The 19,599-nt window shown below is 36.4% G+C and carries 18 protein-coding genes; 6 read left to right on the top strand and 12 right to left on the bottom strand.

All coding sequences use genetic code 11. From position 1 onward, the window contains the following. The 6 genes from KYG33_RS19945 to tssO all read right to left on the bottom strand — a co-directional run bounded on the left by KYG33_RS19945 (position 1) and on the right by tssO (position 7,417). Complete coding sequence (locus tag KYG33_RS19945) at positions 1 to 1,929, bottom strand: type VI secretion system Vgr family protein (protein WP_219072290.1); 1,929 nt, start codon at positions 1,927 to 1,929, stop codon at positions 1 to 3. A 172-nt stretch (positions 1,930 to 2,101) separates the two neighbouring features. Beyond that, a complete protein-coding gene (tssD, locus tag KYG33_RS19940; protein WP_034697144.1) occupies positions 2,102 to 2,509 on the bottom strand; it encodes a type VI secretion system tube protein TssD in 408 nt (135 codons plus the stop codon). Between the two features lie 423 nt (positions 2,510 to 2,932). Then, complete coding sequence (tssR, locus tag KYG33_RS19935) at positions 2,933 to 5,338, bottom strand: type VI secretion system protein TssR domain-containing protein (RefSeq protein ID WP_077414175.1); 2,406 nt, start codon at positions 5,336 to 5,338, stop codon at positions 2,933 to 2,935. A gap of 46 nt (positions 5,339 to 5,384) precedes the next feature. Next, positions 5,385 to 6,296 carry a PKD domain-containing protein gene (locus KYG33_RS19930; protein WP_077414173.1) on the bottom strand — a complete coding sequence of 304 codons (912 nt, stop codon included), beginning with the start codon at positions 6,294 to 6,296 and terminating at the stop codon, positions 5,385 to 5,387. Positions 6,297 to 6,344: 48 nt separating this feature from the next. After that, a complete protein-coding gene (locus tag KYG33_RS19925; protein ID WP_077414171.1) occupies positions 6,345 to 6,869 on the bottom strand; it encodes a type VI secretion system transmembrane protein TssO in 525 nt (174 codons plus the stop codon). Positions 6,870 to 6,880: 11 nt separating this feature from the next. After that, a complete protein-coding gene (gene tssO, locus KYG33_RS19920; RefSeq protein WP_077414169.1) occupies positions 6,881 to 7,417 on the bottom strand; it encodes a type VI secretion system TssO in 537 nt (178 codons plus the stop codon). Positions 7,418 to 7,596: 179 nt separating this feature from the next. Here tssO and KYG33_RS19915 point away from each other — a divergent pair, with 179 nt between their 5' ends. The 6 genes from KYG33_RS19915 to KYG33_RS19890 all read left to right on the top strand — a co-directional run bounded on the left by KYG33_RS19915 (position 7,597) and on the right by KYG33_RS19890 (position 13,718). Next, on the top strand, positions 7,597 to 8,268 hold the full coding sequence (locus KYG33_RS19915) for a response regulator transcription factor (RefSeq protein ID WP_077414167.1): 672 nt from the start codon (positions 7,597 to 7,599) through the stop codon (positions 8,266 to 8,268). A gap of 319 nt (positions 8,269 to 8,587) precedes the next feature. Next, positions 8,588 to 8,878 (top strand): HU family DNA-binding protein, encoded by a 291-nt coding sequence (locus KYG33_RS19910; protein ID WP_002984212.1) that lies wholly within the window; start codon positions 8,588 to 8,590, stop codon positions 8,876 to 8,878. A 366-nt stretch (positions 8,879 to 9,244) separates the two neighbouring features. Beyond that, positions 9,245 to 10,804, top strand: a complete 1,560-nt coding sequence (locus tag KYG33_RS19905) for a ribonuclease E/G (RefSeq protein WP_077414165.1) — start codon at positions 9,245 to 9,247, stop codon at positions 10,802 to 10,804. Between the two features lie 74 nt (positions 10,805 to 10,878). Continuing rightward, a complete protein-coding gene (locus tag KYG33_RS19900) occupies positions 10,879 to 12,309 on the top strand; it encodes a T9SS type A sorting domain-containing protein (RefSeq protein ID WP_219072289.1) in 1,431 nt (476 codons plus the stop codon). A gap of 74 nt (positions 12,310 to 12,383) precedes the next feature. Beyond that, entirely contained in the window at positions 12,384 to 12,854 is a 471-nt protein-coding gene (locus tag KYG33_RS19895; RefSeq protein ID WP_077414161.1) for an OsmC family protein, read from the top strand. Positions 12,855 to 13,067: 213 nt separating this feature from the next. Further along, positions 13,068 to 13,718: a response regulator transcription factor gene (locus KYG33_RS19890; protein WP_228408650.1), complete on the top strand. Its 651-nt coding sequence runs from the start codon at positions 13,068 to 13,070 to the stop codon at positions 13,716 to 13,718. 355 nt (positions 13,719 to 14,073) lie between these two features. Here KYG33_RS19890 and KYG33_RS19885 read toward each other — a convergent pair whose 3' ends face one another. The 6 genes from KYG33_RS19885 to KYG33_RS19860 form a co-directional block, all read right to left on the bottom strand. Next, positions 14,074 to 15,585: a carboxypeptidase-like regulatory domain-containing protein gene (locus tag KYG33_RS19885; protein ID WP_180565261.1), complete on the bottom strand. Its 1,512-nt coding sequence runs from the start codon at positions 15,583 to 15,585 to the stop codon at positions 14,074 to 14,076. 11 nt (positions 15,586 to 15,596) lie between these two features. Beyond that, positions 15,597 to 16,961: a CsgG/HfaB family protein gene (locus KYG33_RS19880; RefSeq protein WP_077414157.1), complete on the bottom strand. Its 1,365-nt coding sequence runs from the start codon at positions 16,959 to 16,961 to the stop codon at positions 15,597 to 15,599. Positions 16,962 to 16,984: 23 nt separating this feature from the next. After that, positions 16,985 to 17,395, bottom strand: coding sequence for a curli production assembly/transport component CsgF (locus KYG33_RS19875; RefSeq protein ID WP_077414270.1), 411 nt, complete (start codon positions 17,393 to 17,395; stop codon positions 16,985 to 16,987). Positions 17,396 to 17,406: 11 nt separating this feature from the next. Further along, entirely contained in the window at positions 17,407 to 18,141 is a 735-nt protein-coding gene (locus tag KYG33_RS19870; protein WP_257468846.1) for a curli production assembly/transport protein CsgE, read from the bottom strand. Between the two features lie 7 nt (positions 18,142 to 18,148). Next, positions 18,149 to 18,547 (bottom strand): hypothetical protein, encoded by a 399-nt coding sequence (locus tag KYG33_RS19865; RefSeq protein ID WP_180565259.1) that lies wholly within the window; start codon positions 18,545 to 18,547, stop codon positions 18,149 to 18,151. Between the two features lie 115 nt (positions 18,548 to 18,662). Then, positions 18,663 to 19,481 carry an RIP homotypic interaction motif-containing protein gene (locus tag KYG33_RS19860; protein ID WP_219072288.1) on the bottom strand — a complete coding sequence of 273 codons (819 nt, stop codon included), beginning with the start codon at positions 19,479 to 19,481 and terminating at the stop codon, positions 18,663 to 18,665. Between the last annotated feature and the right edge of the window lie 118 nt (positions 19,482 to 19,599).

Raw genomic sequence — 19,599 nt, 5'->3', positions numbered from 1 at the left:
TTAATAGTTAGCCCCTTTTTCTCCGCTATTATTTTTTACTTCTTTCTGAGCATTATGATGAATCGTACCTTCAGCAGAAATAACCTCTATATCTTTACTTGCATTTCTTTTCACATTTGTTGACTCAGAAGAAATATCTCCTTTTGCCACTTTCAAAATATTAGCAGCCATTAAAGAATAATCCAACACAGCATTCTGCATCATCATTCCTCCGGCGGTACTCATATGATTTACTCCCGCACCTTCTGTAATATTTAATCCTGCTGTAGATGTAATATTCTCTGAAGCACTTATATTTATATTTTTTGCATTAATATTAATCGTTTCCGGTGCCGTAATGTTAATATTGCTTCCGGTAGTATCCAGATGAATCTCATTACCGCTTTTATCTGTAATAATGATGCTTTCATCTTCTGTGAAAACGATTCTGTGTCCGCTTCTCGTCTGAATAGACTTTACACGGTTGTCTGCACCACCTCCAAGGCCTATTCCACCGTGAAACATTCCTCCCATGACAAAAGGTCTGTCGGGGTGACTGTGAACGAAATTAACCATCACCTGATCTCCTATTTCAGGAATCGCTACATACCCTCGGTTTTGAGTAATCTGATCTGTTCCCCCGGCATCAGGACTCATTACTCTTACAAAATGAGTGGTATCATTCATTTGCCAGTCGAATCTCACCTGAACTCTTCCCTGTCCTTCCGGGTCAGTATTTGAGATTACGGTTGCGATCTGTGGCTGTGCAGCGGGCACATTAAATTCCGGTTTGGGTAAAAAACCTGTATCTGCAGCAATAGATTCAAAAGTTCCTGAATAATGTCCGATGGTATCAATTTCATGAACAACCTCTGTTACCATCACTTTGGTAAAATAGGATGTTTCATTACTGTCCGGTTTTCTCATGTGAATATCCACAATACATCCAGGATGTAAAAACGGAACTGTTGTAGATCCGGAAACGGAAAATACATTTACCGCTTCGCTTCCTGAAGTGCTTCTTTGGGAATGTTCTACATCCAGATGGGTTGTAGCTTTAATAGGTGCAATCTGAAGCGCCGGAGTTTTATATATTTTATCATTATGACCGTATGCTGTACGGGCAAGATCGCCCATATGACTTACAGGAGTTTCCCCGGAAGTCAGTTTTTCGTTTTTGCTGCTGTTGTAGCCGTAGTATTGAGGCTTTGTATGAACAGCTTTTAACTCTACTTTTACATGATCTGCATTGCTGCCATAGAGCAGTTTGATAGGTTTATTCTGTGGAGGAAGTTTTCCAAAATGCAGTACCTCTCCATCATAATAGAATTGTTCCCCATAAGCTTCAGCCATTCTTGCCAGATAATTGTAATGGGTTTCATTGTACTGGCTGCTGTAAATGATCTGGGAATAATCATTGGTGTCTACCCGTATATCAAATCGTTCTTTATCAATTCCCTGTTTGATTACTTCTTCAGCTATGATACCCATATTAACAGGTTGTCCGCCGCCAAAACTTTGTATATGTGGAGCTCCATCCAGTAAAATTGTTGGACTGTATCCGGAAATTACAATATTTCCAAGACTCATTTTTTCCTGGCTGAATCCTACTTTGGTAATGATGCCTACAAAATTTCTTTCGGGACTTTTCTCAATATCTTTGTAAGAAATAACAGCAGTAAGACGTTTTCCCAAAAATTTATTAGCTTCTTCAAGCGTGTGGCTCTGCCTGTCTCCCAATGCGTCATGGGCAAGGGTAAGACTGAATTCGTGGTGGTGGCTAGCTTTTTGTTTAAGAGTGAAATGTTTGTAGTACTTAATAATTTTACCTTCCACAACCAGTGATAATTTAACCAGCCGGTTGATTCCTGCATGATGATTCTCGGATATTCCGTCTGCATTTTGTGACGGACGGAAGGAAGATCCTTTTGTCTTTGATTCGGTTTTCATATGCTTGTGTTTGTGTTTTGTATTAAAGATAACACTATTTTATATAACAGACACTATATAAATAGGTTATGAAGTAATATTTCCTGGTATAAGTTTTTCATTCAGGCAAAAAAAGACCGCCTTAAATAGGGACAGTCTTTTTTCTTATGAATGTTGATAATGTGTGTAAATTTTAGCTTGACGGCCATAGTCCAGCGTACTGAGAAGTACCATAGTCAATGGTTTCTGCACTGATTACAAAGCTGATAAGCATGCTATTGCTGTCTATTGCATCAAAATCAACCTGGTGTTGAATTACATATCCGTTCTGCCAGTTCAAAGTAATCAATGTTCCTTCTTCGTGAGATTTATTGAATGTAATCTCTCCCACTGTAGGTTTGTATTTACCATTTAATAAACTTTCAAGAATATCAGATTTTTCAGTAGCCTCTACTGTGACTTTGATCAGTGCATTAGAAGGATCTGATGCTACACGTCCTGATACGTCTGTAGATCTGGATACGCTGTAATTCATTTTTAACAACTTCTGTCCTTCACCGTTGTTGAATTTTAAGATTCCTCTTGAATTTCTTTCGGCCATGATTAGTAAATTTTAATCGTTAGTAATATTTTGTGATTCAGTGATTGTTTAGCAAATATAGAGGCTCTTTTTCGCTAAAAAAAACTTTTCAATATAAATCTGAGAAATTGTAGTAGTTCTACGATTTCTTGTCGTAATTCTACGACAATAGATTTAAACACTACATCGCAACACCCACCCATACAGCATTTTAAATTAAATCCCATTTTTAAGATAAAAAACAGTTTTGCACTATAAAGAGAAATAATTGAGAAATTACTGGTAAATAATGGATGACCAATTCGCTTTGCTGTGAGTTTTGGATTCAAGGTTTAAGGTTTAAGGTTTAAGGTTAATACACTTCAACTTTTCACTTCCGGTTTTTGAACACAAAAAAAGCAGAAGTATGTACTCCTGCTTTTTGATATTATAAAAATGAATTTCTTAATGCTTTGTATATTCCGGTTGTTCCGTCGGAATTCTTGAAGGGGTAAAGTATTCATTAAGCCAGTAGAAAGTCTGCCCGTTCTGCTGAATCTTTACAGCTGGGTTATTTCTGTTGGCAAGCATTCTGTCTGCTAAATTTTTGTAGTGATAGAAATAATTTTTCACGGTCTCACCAGGTACGACCTTTGATTTTTTCCAACCTTTAAGTTTGTACTTAGCCATCAGTTCTTCTTCAGAAAGATCAAATCCTGTACTCATTCCAATAGCATAAGACATTGGCTGCTCATAAAGAGCTCCTTTATCCAGGAATTTTATAGTCGGGTTATATTTCTTCAGCAGCTTCACATATTCTTTCACTGCTCTTGCCTGATTAAAGTCTGGACGGTCTGCCTTAGTATTCCTGTATACTTCCGTATAGAAAGCTTTTAAGTTGTCATATTCCGATTCAGAAATAAGAATTCCTTTTTCTATTCCAGGAGTATAATCTTTCAGATCTTTTGGAATGTATCCTTTTACAAGGAATGGACTTCCGTAGTTGATCAGCTGTGCCGCAATTCCTGCAGATACCGGATTGGTAAGACCCGGATACAGATATTTATATTTTACGTCAACATCTGTTTTTCCTGCTCCCACTGATGAATGGAAATATTCATTAAGTGATTTATCAATATTCTGGTTATCTAAAGTAACCTGTGAAATAAGACTGTCAACAGATTTTTTCAGGAATCCGGGAGTTGTAATATCACCTTTTTTAGGGAAGATAACAAATCCCTGAGACATACTCTGTTTAGGGTAAGCCAGTGAGAAGAATCCCGCATCACCTTCTACCAGGCTGAAGTTATTCTTAGTAAGAACATCATACTGATTGATGATCTTTTGTTTTTTAAGTTCAGCAATATTTTTGGCTGTATTGGTAACAACATTTTCAGCCATCAATACAAAATCGTTATAGGTATCAGATGATCTTGCACTTGTCTGGAACATGATCAGTCTTGCCTGAGCCTGAGTAAGTGAACTGATCACACTGTACATATTTCCGCTTTGGTTGGCAGAAGTTCCTACAGTAACTACAATATTGGTTTCATCAGATACGTTTGAAAGAAGGTTTCCTGCTGCAGTAAGAGCTTCTCCTACCGGCTGATACCCGTTATTGCTTGCGCAGTTCATCTCATTCGTTTTCTGATCAATAAACGCTGTCATTTTGCTGTAGTCTGCACTTAAGTTTGATACAGAAATATTTTCCCCACAAGGATTATTTTTATATAAAACCACTCCATATTTAACATTGCTAAAATAAGATGGTTTTTCAAATCTAAGCTGAAGATCCTGCAATAATGATTTTACAATAGGTGCATAAGGTGCATTTCCTGCGCTTACGTCCAATGCAAAAACAATATTAATATTTTTATCTCTTTCTGTGATCTCTCTGTAACGGTCAAAATAAATAGGTTCACCCAATACGTTTGATACAAAGTTCTTGCTGTAATCTAAGATATTGGTAAAATATTTTGTTTTTGAATCCGGAGTTGGAGCCTGTTCCAATGGAAGGTTTACAGGAAAGATATTCTCAAGCTGCGTTCTTTTGTTAACATCTGTAAGAAGAACTGCTTTTTTATTTTCAGCATCTGATCCTGATCCTCCAGGATATCCTTCATAGATTCCTAATGTAGAATCGTTGATCCCTGTTGTGTTTTTCAGTTTAATTGCAGAACGCTCTCCCCAGCTGGAAATCACGTTAGAACTTACCCATCCGTAAAGTCCTTTGCCGATGCTGTCTATATCAATTGAAGGTTTTTTACCTACTAAAAATCGTTTGTTGTTTTCAGCCTGTTTGTAGACATATACAATTTGTCCGTTTGGAATCTTTACATTGGCTGTTTCAATAAGGCTTGGTGAATTGAACACCATAATAGAGTCATTCTTATAGTACCTTTCGGCATTTTTGATGACTTCGCTGTTACTTGGCACTACGGCTACTCTTACAGGATACCCCGTTTTTTCACTTTTTAAAGCGTTATTCCAAAGAAGAAGGTCAGATTCCGGAATCCATCCATATGTTTTGATGGATTTTGACGAAACTTTTTTCATTAAAGCATCCGGAACATATTCCGCTACTTTTACCATTCCGTCTCTATGTTTTAAAACCATTAAAGGTTCAAGGAATTTTACTTCTTTGTAAGATTTCTCATCATCTTTATCCAGATAAGCTGTATTTCTCGATCTGTCTGAAATAACGATCCATGGCGCTGATTTTTTAGGATACCCGTTAACGACAGGGGAAGCATCCACCTGTCCATACTGTGACGGCTCCGGGGTTTTCTTTGACGGCAGTTTTACCTGGCAACTCGTCAATAATACTGATAACCCTATATAATATGCTGCTAGAGGAAATTTATTTTTCATCCTATTTTATCTTTAATGATTGGCGCATCCGTAAAACCGGATGATATTATTTGCTTTGGTTGATTTCTACTTTAGTTACACACTCCTGCTTATCATCCAGGTTCACTTTCACAGTCTGAATCACTGTGTTTTTGTCAAACTGAAGACCGGCACAATACATGTAGAAGTTGTTCACTTTACTGTCATTTACCTTTACTACTGTGTTTTCATTGTTACACAGATAGGTTCTCAACAGGTAATTGTAATGCATATTGAAACTGTTTCCATTCGCAATCTGCTGCAGGTGATATTTAAAATCACTATCTACCTTTGCGTAAGAATCTTCTACTGAAACTTCTTCTTCTGCAAGAGCATCATAAGCCGGAAGGATCTTAATATGGTGATAGATAGGCTCCTGAGATTCTTCAGTGTACAGCGTTACCACATAATCTCCGGGTTTTTTGTAAGAATAGATTGTAAACTTATCTTTAGAATCTGTATTTCCTGTTTCTCCGAATTTCCAGGCAAACACTTTTGCATCAGAAATGGCACGGAAAGATACGCTTTCATTTTGCATAGCCTGAGCTACAGCCTCAATGGTCGTTGCATTTTTTGCTGTATCTTTTGCTTTCTGAACGCCTCTTGCGCTTACCATTACAGGGAAAGATTTCGTATACTTATTGTCAACGATCAAACTCACCTGATAGTACCCCGGTTTATTATAGAAGTGAATCCCACTGTTTTTATCTGAAGTTGTACCGTCTCCGAAATTCCATCTTTTGGTTTTCGCAAACTGGGTCTTATCTTCGAATAAAAGTGTGTCTCCTACCGCCAGTGAAGACGGATAAACTACCCCAACAATATCATCGGCTGAATGGATGACTTTTTTCTGCAGCCATAGGGCAACCAATGCTGCGATAAGCAAAGTTGCAACAACACCGATAATAATGTTTTTCTTGTTCTTTTGAAAATAATTCATAGTTAGTAATTGTGATGTGTTTTATGTAAAGTTCCTGGTATTTATTACTTATTGTACTCTTGCTTTCAGATCCTGCTCACGCTGATAAAGCTTATTTTGCTTATCCTTAAATCCGATTCTACATTCATCCACCTGCTTCTGAAAGATTTTAATGTCTTCTGAAGTAGTTGAAATAACTTTTTTGTCATCATAGTACATTTTATAGAATTTTGCAATTTGAGGATAAGCATCTTTTCTGATATCAATAACATCGGTACTGTTAAAATAGCTGTTAATGTCATTAACCCCTAATTGAATATTATTTTCTATAAATGGTTGAGGACCGTCATCGGTAAGCTTCGTGATCATCGTATAGGTACTGTCCATGATAGGAATAACAATTTTTTGATGACGCTCAAATTCGGCTTTCTGTTCAAGATTCTGAATTCCTCTTACATCTTCATCAGAAAATGGAGATACAAAACCTTTTAAAAAGATGACTCCCAAAAATAACATGGCAGTCACAAGCATCAGTATTAAATAAAAAAACTGATAATGCCTTTCTTTCTTTGATAATGTGATTTGTCCTTGCATATCTTTATTTTTTATCTTCTTCTTTTACTTCCTGTGAAATTTCTTGTAGGGTCTTTTCTAAGCTCGTTATTGGTTACTTTTATTTTACCCATACATTCATCCAGATCCCTTAGAACTGTTTTTTTCTTATACTCTACCTCAATGATCTTGGCCTTTAAGGTCATCATAGGCACAATCTGCTTCATCAGTATAGCATAATGCTTAAAGCTCTGCGCACTGTCTTTGCCCATAATATTTTTGGCATCTCTCACGTTATCCATAATACTGGTTCTAAGGAATACCTCATTCTCCACCTTATTAATACTAAGCTGGTTCATTTTGTCATAAATATCATCAATGTGATCTTTCAGAACGTCACTTCGAAGCATCAGTTCTTTATAGGCTTCAGCATCCCGGCTGATCCCCTCACGTTGTATATCATAACTCTTAAAGAAGAGAAATAAACACGTAAAAGTTACAACTGACAAAACAACAAAAGACAGAATAAACTTCCAAATGCCTATTCTTACGTCAGATTTGTTTAATTTTTTTTCCCTGTTAGAAGACATAATTTGCGATTTGTTTGGCCTGTGAAAATATAAAAAAAAAAATTCATGCACAATACGTAGTTTCCCCAGACCTGTTTCGTGAAAACCCTGATTAAATTAATATTAATTTTCACTTTGATAAGTTTTTCATAAATTAGACCTCTAAATTTTAAATATCATTCGCCAAATCGATATTAAGAATGAGTAAAATATTATCTAATACCGTACGTTTTTCTATTGCTGACAGTGATTTTTATTTTAAAAAAATAATGATCAAAACACTCATGGAGAATCCTTTCTATATGCTTCTGAATGACTGTAACAATGGGCACGAGCTGGTAAACAGAATCTACAGAAGACAGGAGGATGTGTTCATCATTGAGCTATTTATGCCCGTATTAAGCGGAATTGAAGCCATTAAATACATCCGAAAAAACAACACAGAAACTCCTATTATCACCTATTCCGGTACTTACCAGGAAGATATGGCTGAAATTCTTTCAAAAATCCCTAATATCTATTATTGTCAGAAAAAAAGCACCATTATAAAGGATATTATTAAAGGAAGTATTGCTACTGAAGACTTTGATTATCAAACCTATTCCAAGGAATGGGAGCAGCAGCCCCTTGCCGTACAGGAATACATGGACAGGCAGAAAAAGGGCCAGGAAGAGCTTTCTCCGGCTGAAATACAGTTGATGAGATTCTGCTATGAGGGATTCAGCAATAAAGAAATTGCAGAAAAACTTAACCTAAGCACAAGAACTATTGACACTTATATCAACCGGCTTACAGAAAAACTGGGACTGAAAACCAAGCTTCATCTTATACGTTTCTGCGTAGAAAACGGATATTACAATTCCAGTTTATAAAAAATTCTGATTTCAAATTTAAAATTTAAAATTCCGGATATCTGGTGGAGACTGAGGAGGGTTCACAAATACTTAATATAAAGTAAGAAAACCCTGCAGAACCTTTTGCTGCCGGCATTTATTAAATTTTGTTCATTATTTTTTTTGTACCTTTATCCCGCTAGATTATTTTATTGTTAAATTGTTACAATCCTGCCTTAATATAGCATATACATTAAAAGCTCAACGATTTGAATAAAAATATTTTGCCACTAATTTGCTAGTATTCAATTTTTTTAACTAAATTTGCACACCTAAAATTTAAAATTAAAATAAGGAAATGACAAAGGCAGAATTGGTAAACACCATCTCAAATAAGTTGGGAACAGAAAAGAATGAAACACAGAAAGTTGTAGAAGCTTTTATGCAGGAGATCAGAACTTCTATGTATAATGGGGATAATGTTTATCTAAGAGGTTTTGGATCTTTTATCATTAAAACAAGAGCTGCTAAAACAGGAAGAAATATTTCTAAAAACACTGCAATTGAGATTCCTGCTCATAACATTCCTGCTTTCAAACCTTCAAAATCTTTTGTTGAGAAAGTAAAAACTAAAGTTGCAGTAAAATAAGAACATTAACTGAATATTAACTAGTTACTAAAAAATTAAAATTATGCCAAGCGGAAAGAAAAGAAAAAGACACAAGGTTGCGACTCACAAAAGAAAGAAAAGAAGAAGAGCAAACAGACATAAGAAAAAATAATCTCCTCTTCTCGAGATTTACAATATAATAATATAGTTGGTGGATTTAAATTCTTAAAGTTCACTAACTATATTTTTGTTTGCAACTATAAGATTCCGCGGAAAGCAGATGGTTTCAAATATTATTTTAATAAACATATAATGGTTTTCATTCAAAATCCTTATATTTAATAGATGAATTAATCTAGAAAACATCCACTTCCTATAATCTTAACAATTTTATCTTATTAAAAAATGAAGAAAGAACTAATAGTTTCGCATGAAGATGATCTTACAAAGATTGCATTACTGGAAGACGGAAGACTATGTGAACTTCATGAGCAAGAGGACAAAAGCGATTTTATAGTTGGAGATCTGTTTATAGGAAAAGTAAAAAAACTGGCACCCAATCTGAATGCAGCATTCGTCAATATCGGATATGACAAGGATGCATTTCTGCACTATCAGGATCTGGGGCCTCAGTATCTTACATACAAAAAGTTTTTAAAAGATACTATTTCTAAAAAACAAAGCACTTCAAGCTTAAAGAATTTCGAGATACAACCCGAAATAGACAAAAATGGAACGGTAGATAAAGTGATCGTCAAAGACGATATAGTTCTTCTGCAAATCACTAAGGAGCCAATTTCTACAAAAGGCCCAAGAATCTCTACCCAAATCTCTCTGACAGGACGCTTTCTGGTTCTGATCCCTTTCGACAATAAAGTTTCTATTTCTAAAAAGATCAGAAGTTTTGAAGAAAAGGAAAGACTGAGAACCCTTATCGACAGTATCAAACCTGAAGGTTTCGGAGTTATCATCAGAACAGTAGCCGAAGGAAAAAAAGTAGCGGATCTTCATAATGATATGAACCAGCTGGTTCAGAAATGGGAAAGCACTTTTAAAAACATCCAGAAAAATAAAGTTCCATCCAAAGTTTTAAGCGAAGAAGACAAAGCTTCAGCTATTTTAAGAGACAATTTTAATCAGGATTTCGTAAATATCATCTGCGATGATGAGCAAATGGTAAGCGAAATGACAAATTATGTAGAAGTAATTGCCCCTGAAAAGAAAAATATTGTCCAGTTTTATGATTCCCATATTCCTCTTCTGGAATATTACAATGTTGAAAAACAGCTTAAACAGAGCTTCGGAAAACACGTTAACATTCCAAGTTCCAAAGGAGCCTATCTTGTTATTGAACACACAGAAGCACTTCACGTCGTTGACGTCAACTCCGGCAACAATATTACTACCGGAGCCGCTGTCAATAAAGAACATGCACTGAAAGTGAACAAAATGGCCGCTACTGAAATCGCAAGACAACTTCGCCTCCGCGATATGGGAGGTATCATCGTTATTGATTTCATAGACATGCCAAATTCTGATCACAGAAGAGATCTTTACGAGCATCTGAAAGAGGAAATGAAGCGCGACAAAGCACGCCACAAAATCCTTCCTCCTAGTAAATTTGGTCTGATCCAAATCACCAGACAAAGAAACCGTCCGGAAAAGCAGATCGACACCAAAGAAGAAAACCCGAACAAAGACGGAGAAATTGTAGCTCCTATTGTTATCGTGGAAAGAATGGGTGAAACCTTAAGAAACATCCTGCAGAAAGAAAAAGGAAAAATCTATCTGCATGTACACCCGTTTGTGGAAGCCTACCTTACAAAAGGCATTAAAAGTATCCAGATGAAATGGTTTATCAAATACAAAAAATGGGTAACCATCGTTCCAAGAGATTCTTTTAAATATTTAGAATACAAAATCTACAATGCTAAAAAAGAAGAATTAATAGAATTCTCTAATTAAGACAAAATTCAACCTCTGGTTTTTACCGGAGGTTTTTTTATTACTTTTGTCAGACATAAAAACTCAAACAAATAATGAAAAAAATTTTATTACTGGCTATTCTGGTGATTCAGAATATCTCTGCCCAGATTGTGTCTAAAGACAATCTTTTTGCTTCAAATGGTATCTATTCTACCCCCAACTATGATGCCTGGTCTAAAATGGTTCAAAATTCAGACGGAAACATTTATTTTACTTATACCAAGAATACTGGAATGACTCCCTCACCCTCTTTTTTATCAAAGCTAACCGCAACTGGTACAATTGATACCACTTTCGGAAACAACGGTGAAATTCAATTACCTTACACTTCCAATGACAGCCAGCTGAAAATGCAGCAGGATGGCAAACTTTTAATTCAAGCATTTACGTCTGATGCAAATATCAACTACTCAGTGGTTATCAGAATACTTCCAAACGGACAATTAGACAATACCTTTGGCGTTAACGGAATCGCAAAAATTGCTGATATCAATCCTGATCTGAATGTTCGGGGATACGGACTTGTCCTTCAGAATAACAAAATAATCGTTTACGGACAGAAAACAATTATTCCCTTACAAGATCCTACAGGGATTATATGCAGACTGAATGAAAATGGAAGCATTGATACTACATTCGGGATGAATGGCTTTATCAATAATTTTTCAAACTTTAACTTAGTCGCTTTAGACAACCAATCCAATATTATCGGTTTTGGATACAACAAGGCAGATCCTACAGGTTCGGCATATGTGGGTGCTATGGCAAAATACAACGCAGATGGACAGCTTATTACGGGTTTTGGAAACACAGGTATTGTCAATCTAACTTTCAATCCAGGATATATACAATCTGCAATCCTTGACAGCAATAACAATATTATTTTTTCAAGCTTTGATCCGAACGCAGCCGGAAGTCTTAACAAAATTAATGCAAACGGAACTTTTGACCCATCATTTACAGCTAATTTCAATTCTTCCTTTTCCTCTTTGAATGATATTTTGAGTATCGTTGAAAAAAATGGCTACTACTACATCGGAGGAATGAATTATGCCCAGAACGGAGGTGAATTTTTCATTTCAAAAATTGCTCAAAACGGACAAATAGAACCTGTTTTCAATTATTCTGTGGAAACAGACCCAAACCTGACAACAGTTGGAGATATGATCATTAACGACAACAATATCATTGCTAACGGAAGCGGCTATATCGTAAAATACCTTCTTAATAGTATGACATTGGCAACCACTAATCCGGGCAAATCTTCTTCTGTAGTTGCCATTGAAAACCCCGTAAGCCAAAACCTCATCTTCATATCAAAGGATAGAGTGACTAAAATAGAAATTTTCTCCGTTGGCGGGCAGGTAATAAAAACAATAAAAGACTCTCACTCTTCTGTTTCAGACTTATCCAAAGGGATCTATACCGCAAAGATAACTTTCGAGAATGGTAATACGACCAGTAGAAAGCTCATCAAAAATTAATAAAAATTCATATTTTATTTAAAAAAAAAGTATTTGCTTAATTTTAGCAGATACTTTTTTTATTTCAATTCAAAATGGAAAAACATCATCGTTACAAAATCACCGTCCAATGGACAGGCAATCAGGGAACCGGAACCAGTGGATATAGAGATTACGAAAGAAGCCATACTATTTCTGCAGAAAACAAAATTATTATCGAGGGTTCATCAGATCCTGCTTTCCATGGTAACAGAACAAAACATAATCCGGAAGAGATGCTTCTATCCTCACTTTCTTCCTGCCATATGTTGTGGTATCTTCATTTCTGTTCCGAGGCTGGCATTATTGTGACAGATTACACCGATGAAGCAACAGGTATAATGGCAGAAACAGCCAACGGAAGCGGATATTTTACAGAAGTAACTTTACATCCTGCAGTAACCGTTGCAGAAGAATCTATGAAGGAAAAAGCAGAACAGCTTCATCATAAAGCCAATGAATATTGTTTCATTGCCAACTCGGTTAATTTTCCGGTAAAGCATATCCCTACCACGTTAGTTATATGATACCACATTTGAAAACAAACTTTAAAAACAACGATAAACAATACGTTTTAACAGTAATAACTCTAAAAAACTCCACAAAAAGAGAATTATTTATTAAATAATTAATAAAAACAACATTTAACCACTAAGAAAAACAACATAACTTAAAATTATTTATCAATTTTGTTTAAAATATAAAGTTTTTTTCATATTTTTATATAAACAAAACAAACCATGATGAAACCAAAATTGACCATTTTTGATGAGCCCATGCTTTATACCGAGGGATTATCAAGACTGCTTACACAAAGCAAAATTTTTAGCACAATTGACATTTGTAATTCTTTAGAAACCCTCTCCAAACACTTAAAAAAAGAGCCATCGGAAATGCTTGTCATGAGTTCCAACATGCTCATGCTTACAGAAATCTGCAAGTTGGTAGAAAACATTATTTCTGAACATAAAAACACCAAAATCATTGTCATAGGAAGCTCTTATGACGTGATAGATATGCGGAAGCTTTTCAACAAAGGCATCAAAGGTTATCTGGACAAGAACTGCACTTATGATGAGTTCCTGAAATCCATTAATGTTTTACTCCTCAATGAGATCTATATCTGTGATCATGCAAAGGAAAAAATGATGAATTTCATCAGCAGTGAGCAGGGAAAACAAAATCCCCACATCAAAGAACCCCTCACCCGCCGTGAAATGGAAATCCTGAAACTGATCTGCGACGGATGCAGCAGTAAAGATATCTCTGAAAAACTTTTTATCAGTATCAATACGGTAGAAACACACCGAAAAAGAATTCTTTTGAAACTAAATGCGAAAAACTCAGTCGGAATTGTAAAATATGCTATTGAGAATCATATTATCGACTGAAATTCTCCCATGAAAAACTCAAAAAAATTCCAAACTTTACAGTCTGGAATTTTTTATGCCTAATCCATTTTTATTCTAGAATCAGGGCGTAACTTATTATTAATCCTTATTCATTGTAAAACCAGAAGTGAGACATAGAGATCAGAAATTGAGCTATGAAAAAGCTTATATAACTTTGACTTATTGTTTATGTGCAAACAACCCAAATCTCTAATCTCTGGCTCACAACTTGGAACTTTAAACTTTAAAACCCTGGACTTTTAATATCATGAGTTAATTTGTTTTGCAAAACCAATCATTGAATCATAAAAAGTAGCGAAACAAGATTAAACTTTGAATTTAAAAACCTTGAAGCTTATTCATAATCCGGCATCTCCCCGTTGCTGAAAAGCGCTGTTCGGGTAAGATCCGTCATACTGCTGTTAAGATCAATGGCCATTACATTTCTTTGCGAAATATTATCATTGGAAGTATTCATAAAAATGATCTGTGCATTATTCGGTGAGAATCTTGGGTCAAGATCATTGGTTCCCATCACTTTTTCGCTTTCAGCAGAAATATCACTTATAACATCTGTGACAAGATTATAGATGAAAATATGTGAATCCAGCTGTCGGTAATTTCCACTTCCGTCCAGATATCCTGAGACATCACGGGTAAAGAGAAGAAGCTGTCCGTCTACGGAGAAATTCAGTCCACCACTGGCTCCCGGGGAACCGGACAATACAGTTTTAAGAACAGTTCCCGTCATATCTATAACATAAACTTTGGTATTATAGCCGTTATAATCGTTGGTTTTCAAAGCTATTTTACTACCATCATAACTCCAGTCGCATTCGGATATCATACTTCCGTCAGGAGTGGTATACACCAGACTCAGACCGCTGCCGTCTTTATTGATCCTGTACAGTTTGTTGAAATTAGAATAAATAAGCTCCTTACCGTTTGTACTCCATGCAAAATCCATTTCATAATTATTAAAACCTGCTACAGCTACTGTTGTTACTTTAAAAGGATTGGAACCGTCAGGATTGGCTGTATAAATATGAGTACTTCCGCCTTCTGTACGAAGGAAAGCAATGAGACCTGCATTGTTGTTCTTACGTGGCCGCCAGCTGTTGTAGGAAGAATTGGTAAACTGGAAATTACTTCCCTGATCATCACTGGAGATGATCACAAAATTCCCATTCTGTTTTTGGGTATAATGATACCTGTTGGCCGGTACCGTATTGGTAGTAAATTTACTGATAGAGCTTAAAACTGGCTGGTGAATGCCGTCCGAAACAGACACCTGCCAGAAGTAACTTACACCAAACTTCAGATTTGAAAGCGTATAATGATTCGCTGTCAAATCATTAACCTGAATCACATTAGTGTCAAGATTATTTTTAATTGCCAAACTGTATTTTAAAACATCCGCTGTATCCGGATCTGTTGCGCTCCAGGTTAATTCGACGCTCAAAGGTTGATTTACTGCGTTATCTATCGGACTTAGCAACTGTGGTGTAGCGGGAGGAGAATTCAATGATGTATCATCATCCATCTCAAAAACTGCTGTTACCACTTGATTTTGATTCTGTATATTGACAGACTGAAAGCTGGTAATATATCCCGAAAGCTCTGCTTTTACAGAATAATTGCCTACCGGCATGCCTGCGATTTCAAAAGAGCCGTCTGTACCAGTGAAAACCGTCTGTGTTGTAGGATTGGTAAAAATCTTCACATTGGAAAGCGGCACATTACTGCCTCTTTTTACAACTTTTCCTTTTAGTGTTCCTGTTTGAGCCTGTTCTACAAGGTCTTCATTGCATGAAAACAGACAAAAAGCAAAGATGAATATGCTGAGTATTTTAATTAAAGTTTTCATAATTCGTGTTTTTATTTGTTTCCGAAGTAAAAATTGATTCCTATACCAAAGCGTAAAGCCTGATCTTTCCTTTTCCCATTCACAAGGCCTTCCCAGTCATCTTTGAATCCCAGGTCATATTGAGCCGAAGCTCTCAGTGAAACATTCCGGCTGATCATATATTCCAGCCCTCCTCCGAACTGTGTTTTATATTGAGGTTTATATTTTGAATACATAGCCCCAGCTCCACCGTAAATGTATGGGCTGAATCTGTATTTAGGAAAAAGCACATATTCCAGATTCACTTCGGGACCGAAATAGTTTCTTTTCACAATATTTGAATTTTCCAGCGTAAAATAACTGCCATTCAATTCTATATTCAGGTAGGGAGTAAGGAAATATTTGAATCCTATTTTACCTCCAACATTCATTTTAGGGCCTACATAATCATCTTTCACTTTCTGCCCTTCAACATTGGCAAATACAGAAACTTTCTGTCTGTAGTTCTCCGGATATTTGCCACCTACTGCTCTTCCGTCATTTTGCTCCTGCTCTCTGTTATATTCATTGATTAAAGTCTGGTATCCTCCATTGGGATCCACTGCTTTTCCCCAGATTTTATCTCTTATTCCTTCTACAATAAGAGATTTTACGGCTTTTTCAATAGCCTCGGTTACAGCAAGCTGAACGGGCTCATTCTGGGTGAGTCCTACCTCAGCTTCAAGGAGTCTTTCCGTATCAATATATCTGAAAAAACTTCCGTTGACGCTGGTTGAAAGAATGGTTTTAGAGGTATAAACTGTTTTAAGAATTTCTCCATTAAGAGTAGAGACAGCACGAAGGTAAATAGTAATTCTGTCCTGGCGGTATTGTGTGGAAGCACCGATTCCGAAATACCTCGCTCCAAGCCCTCCGGTGAGAATATTGCTGTCATAGGAGATTACGCCCCCTTCAAGAAGAATTCCGGCATATAAAAGAGGAGGAAGTGCCTGACTGTTTTTATCTGCATCCTTTATATATTCCTGTCGTGTGGAACGGATGATTTGTCTTTCATTGAGAAGATTGGCGATATTTTCCCTTTCAATAGGGATAAACCAATGGCTGTCTTCCAGTGCTTTGATAAGAATGGTGGTGGTTCCCTGAGGGACTGCCGTGCTCCAGTTGTTTCCGTTTTCGGAAGGTTTATACTGGCCGGTCTGATCCCGGAATTTGTAGACCCCAATTACAATTTTTTCTTTGGGAAGGGGAAGGTTTTTCAGTTCTGCGGTAGAGGAAGTAACCTCACCCATTGTTGGTTTTTCGGGATCCGAAGGTAAACCAAATATTGAGCTACAAGCCTGCAGAATGCATAGCAGGAAACTACAGAAAAAGATTCTGGTGTAAGTGTAGGTTGTCATGGTAAGTTTATTTTTAGTTATTCCTATTTCGGAATTACGATCTCGGACTGATCGCCATTACTGGTATCCAAAATATTGATTAAAAGTCCCTGATTAGTATTGGTAATCTGTAAGTAAAGCGATCCGAAAAGATAATTTCCGGGCTTTATATTTCCATCACCAAACTGTTCATCAAACAGTTTTCTTGAAAGTTCACTGAGAATCTGCCTGTTGAGACTCTGGGTAAAGCTGTCAAGAGAATTTACACGATCCAGCAGATCGCTGAAATCATTTTTTTCGTCAAATTGGTTTTGTGCATTGGCAGAGCTTAAAAGCCACTGATAATTAAACGTGTCTCCTCCAAAAGCCGGATTGACCGGTTTGTAGACGAGCTGCTGAGATTTTCCGTAGAAAATACCTGCAATAAAGGTCAAAATAATGATAAAGGTTTTCATGGCGGACATTTTTAGTAGATAAATTCATTTTTAATAAGGTTTTTCTTAGCGTTAAATTCTTTGATATATTTTAAGCTGTAGACCAGCTGCTCTTTTAAATAATCTTCTGCAGGATTGGTCATAAAACTGTAAATAATCTTATCCTCAATCTGAATATTAATCTGGCCGCTTGTTCCGCGAAGGGGAAGTTCTGTAATTGTAATAGCACTGATGCTTTTATCCGGAAGCTGGCTGTATTGTATATAAAAAAGATCATAAAAATCTTTTCCAACCTTGGTTTTAGTTTCATCAATGGTCAATCCTCTCAGCTCATAAGCCGCATCTTCTTCTACCTTTGCTGTTTTCTTTTTAAAAAGATCACTGTTAAGCTCCAGACTGTCTTTGGCGACCAGCTTTTGTGTTTCTTCATCCCTGATATAAAGGAAGGCTTTCAATGCATCTTTTGATTCAAGATTGACATTGATTTCCGATAATATTTTAACTTCATTGGGATTCACAGAAAATTTACCACTCTGCTGATTGTTTGAAAGGTTCCCGTCATTTCCTTTTTTAATAGAAACTAAAAGGTAATTTAATTCCTTATAAACGGTGGTATTGTTCATTACAATTGCTTTCAGTATAATCTGATTTTCAAGGAGGCTGCTCTCTATTCTTGCATTTATTTTTTTATCTTCCTGCCCATAAGTCCATACAGACAGGAAGCTAAAAAATGTGCTCAGGCTAAGGGAATATAAAAGTTTCATCATTTGTATTTTAATAGTTTCTCATGAAAACTGTTTTATTGTCTCCCTTTACATTGATCTGAACTCCATCCGAAATACTGTTGCTTCCCGTGACATCAATAATATTATTGTTTCCTTGTGCAGTAATGGCAGCTTTAGATTCTTTATCTGTAAATGAATTGATAAAATAAAGTGTATTAAAGTCTCCCAGTTGTTTTACAACAATATTAGTTCTGGCATTAAGAGAAAGCTCGGCATTGTTATAATCACCCATCTGAATGATATTAGTACCGTATGAAATCTGATCAATCTGCTGCCTGGCTATAAGATTAAAGATTGTATTGCTGTTGATCTTATCCCAGTCTATTTCCTGTGCCTGTAATGGCAATAATATGAAAAGAGCAAAAACACTCCATCTTAAAGTAAACATGGCCTCTATGTATTAAAGATACTGACGCAAACCGAAGAAAACCGGAGGTAAAAAAGGAGAAACCCTGTAGTTTCTCCTTTACAATTTCTAAGATTTACAGTATATGTTATAGGGCTTAATTGGATTGATTCACAATCATTGAGTTTCCGTTACCCATCTGAGCTCCTACGTGAATATGGCCATCACCACTCTGAGCTACCCAGGTGAAGTTACCATTACCCATCTGAAGGTCAATAGCTGTGTTGGAATCTCCTACCTGGAACTGATAAAGCTGGTTGGCATTACCAATCTGTAATCCAGCAGAGGTATTATCATCTCCTACCTGAACTGAAGCGGCAATATTACCTGTTCCTGCTTGTACGTGAGTAGCACTGTTATCATTACCATCCTGATACTGAACAAGGATATTGTTGGCTCCTACCTGAAGTCCGCTGGCATCATTTCTTCTTCCCAGCTGAACCTGGTAAGCTTCATTACCGCTACCTAACTGAATAGCTGAAGCATCATTTCTTCTTCCGTCCTGATATTGAACGACAGAGTTCCCTAATCCTACCTGTACCGAAGAAGCATCATTTCTTCTTCCTATCTGAGTTTGTTCTGTAGAGTTAAGAACTCCAAGCTGCCATGTTGAAGCAGAGTTTCTGTTTCCCATCTGCATTACTTCATTTGAGTTTCCAATACCCACCTGATCTACATCTATTGAGTTTCTGTTTCCTATACTTTGTGCAGTATTAACGTTCAAAATACCTACCTGATCAATGTCTGCAGTATTACGATTCCCTGTCTGTGTCAAAGAGTTGATGTTCAAAAGACCAGTCTGATCCACAGTAGCAACATTTAAGTTTCCTGTTTGGGTAGTTACATCAATATTGAATTGTGCAAATCCGAAACTCATGGCGAATAGTGTAAATACACCTGTAAGTAAATTTTTCATCTTAGTAAAAATTAATTGGTTAATAGTAAGGCAAAGGTAGCCTCTGAGCCAAGATGAAAAACCACCATCAAAGTGTAAATTTCAAAAGTCACTGTTTATAGTTGTAAGGGTCACTATT

The sequence above is a fragment of the Chryseobacterium sp. D764 genome (genome assembly GCF_019317325.1).
Lineage (GTDB): Bacteria > Bacteroidota > Bacteroidia > Flavobacteriales > Weeksellaceae > Chryseobacterium.
This window is presented reverse-complemented; position numbering and strand designations above follow the sequence as displayed.

What these genes read in the sequence shown, in the direction of transcription:
- KYG33_RS19945 (WP_219072290.1), bottom strand. Translation starts at nt 1,929, where the DNA reads ATGAAAACCGAATCAAAGACAAAAGGATCTTCCTTCCGTCCGTCACAA.
- tssD (WP_034697144.1), bottom strand. Translation starts at nt 2,509, where the DNA reads ATGGCCGAAAGAAATTCAAGAGGAATCTTAAAATTCAACAACGGTGAA.
- tssR (WP_077414175.1), bottom strand. Translation starts at nt 5,338, where the DNA reads ATGAAAAATAAATTTCCTCTAGCAGCATATTATATAGGGTTATCAGTA.
- KYG33_RS19930 (WP_077414173.1), bottom strand. Translation starts at nt 6,296, where the DNA reads ATGAATTATTTTCAAAAGAACAAGAAAAACATTATTATCGGTGTTGTT.
- KYG33_RS19925 (WP_077414171.1), bottom strand. Translation starts at nt 6,869, where the DNA reads ATGCAAGGACAAATCACATTATCAAAGAAAGAAAGGCATTATCAGTTT.
- tssO (WP_077414169.1), bottom strand. Translation starts at nt 7,417, where the DNA reads ATGTCTTCTAACAGGGAAAAAAAATTAAACAAATCTGACGTAAGAATA.
- KYG33_RS19915 (WP_077414167.1), top strand. Translation starts at nt 7,597, where the DNA reads ATGAGTAAAATATTATCTAATACCGTACGTTTTTCTATTGCTGACAGT.
- KYG33_RS19910 (WP_002984212.1), top strand. Translation starts at nt 8,588, where the DNA reads ATGACAAAGGCAGAATTGGTAAACACCATCTCAAATAAGTTGGGAACA.
- KYG33_RS19905 (WP_077414165.1), top strand. Translation starts at nt 9,245, where the DNA reads ATGAAGAAAGAACTAATAGTTTCGCATGAAGATGATCTTACAAAGATT.
- KYG33_RS19900 (WP_219072289.1), top strand. Translation starts at nt 10,879, where the DNA reads ATGAAAAAAATTTTATTACTGGCTATTCTGGTGATTCAGAATATCTCT.
- KYG33_RS19895 (WP_077414161.1), top strand. Translation starts at nt 12,384, where the DNA reads ATGGAAAAACATCATCGTTACAAAATCACCGTCCAATGGACAGGCAAT.
- KYG33_RS19890 (WP_228408650.1), top strand. Translation starts at nt 13,068, where the DNA reads ATGATGAAACCAAAATTGACCATTTTTGATGAGCCCATGCTTTATACC.
- KYG33_RS19885 (WP_180565261.1), bottom strand. Translation starts at nt 15,585, where the DNA reads ATGAAAACTTTAATTAAAATACTCAGCATATTCATCTTTGCTTTTTGT.
- KYG33_RS19880 (WP_077414157.1), bottom strand. Translation starts at nt 16,961, where the DNA reads ATGACAACCTACACTTACACCAGAATCTTTTTCTGTAGTTTCCTGCTA.
- KYG33_RS19875 (WP_077414270.1), bottom strand. Translation starts at nt 17,395, where the DNA reads ATGAAAACCTTTATCATTATTTTGACCTTTATTGCAGGTATTTTCTAC.
- KYG33_RS19870 (WP_257468846.1), bottom strand. Translation starts at nt 18,141, where the DNA reads ATGATGAAACTTTTATATTCCCTTAGCCTGAGCACATTTTTTAGCTTC.
- KYG33_RS19865 (WP_180565259.1), bottom strand. Translation starts at nt 18,547, where the DNA reads ATGTTTACTTTAAGATGGAGTGTTTTTGCTCTTTTCATATTATTGCCA.
- KYG33_RS19860 (WP_219072288.1), bottom strand. Translation starts at nt 19,481, where the DNA reads ATGAAAAATTTACTTACAGGTGTATTTACACTATTCGCCATGAGTTTC.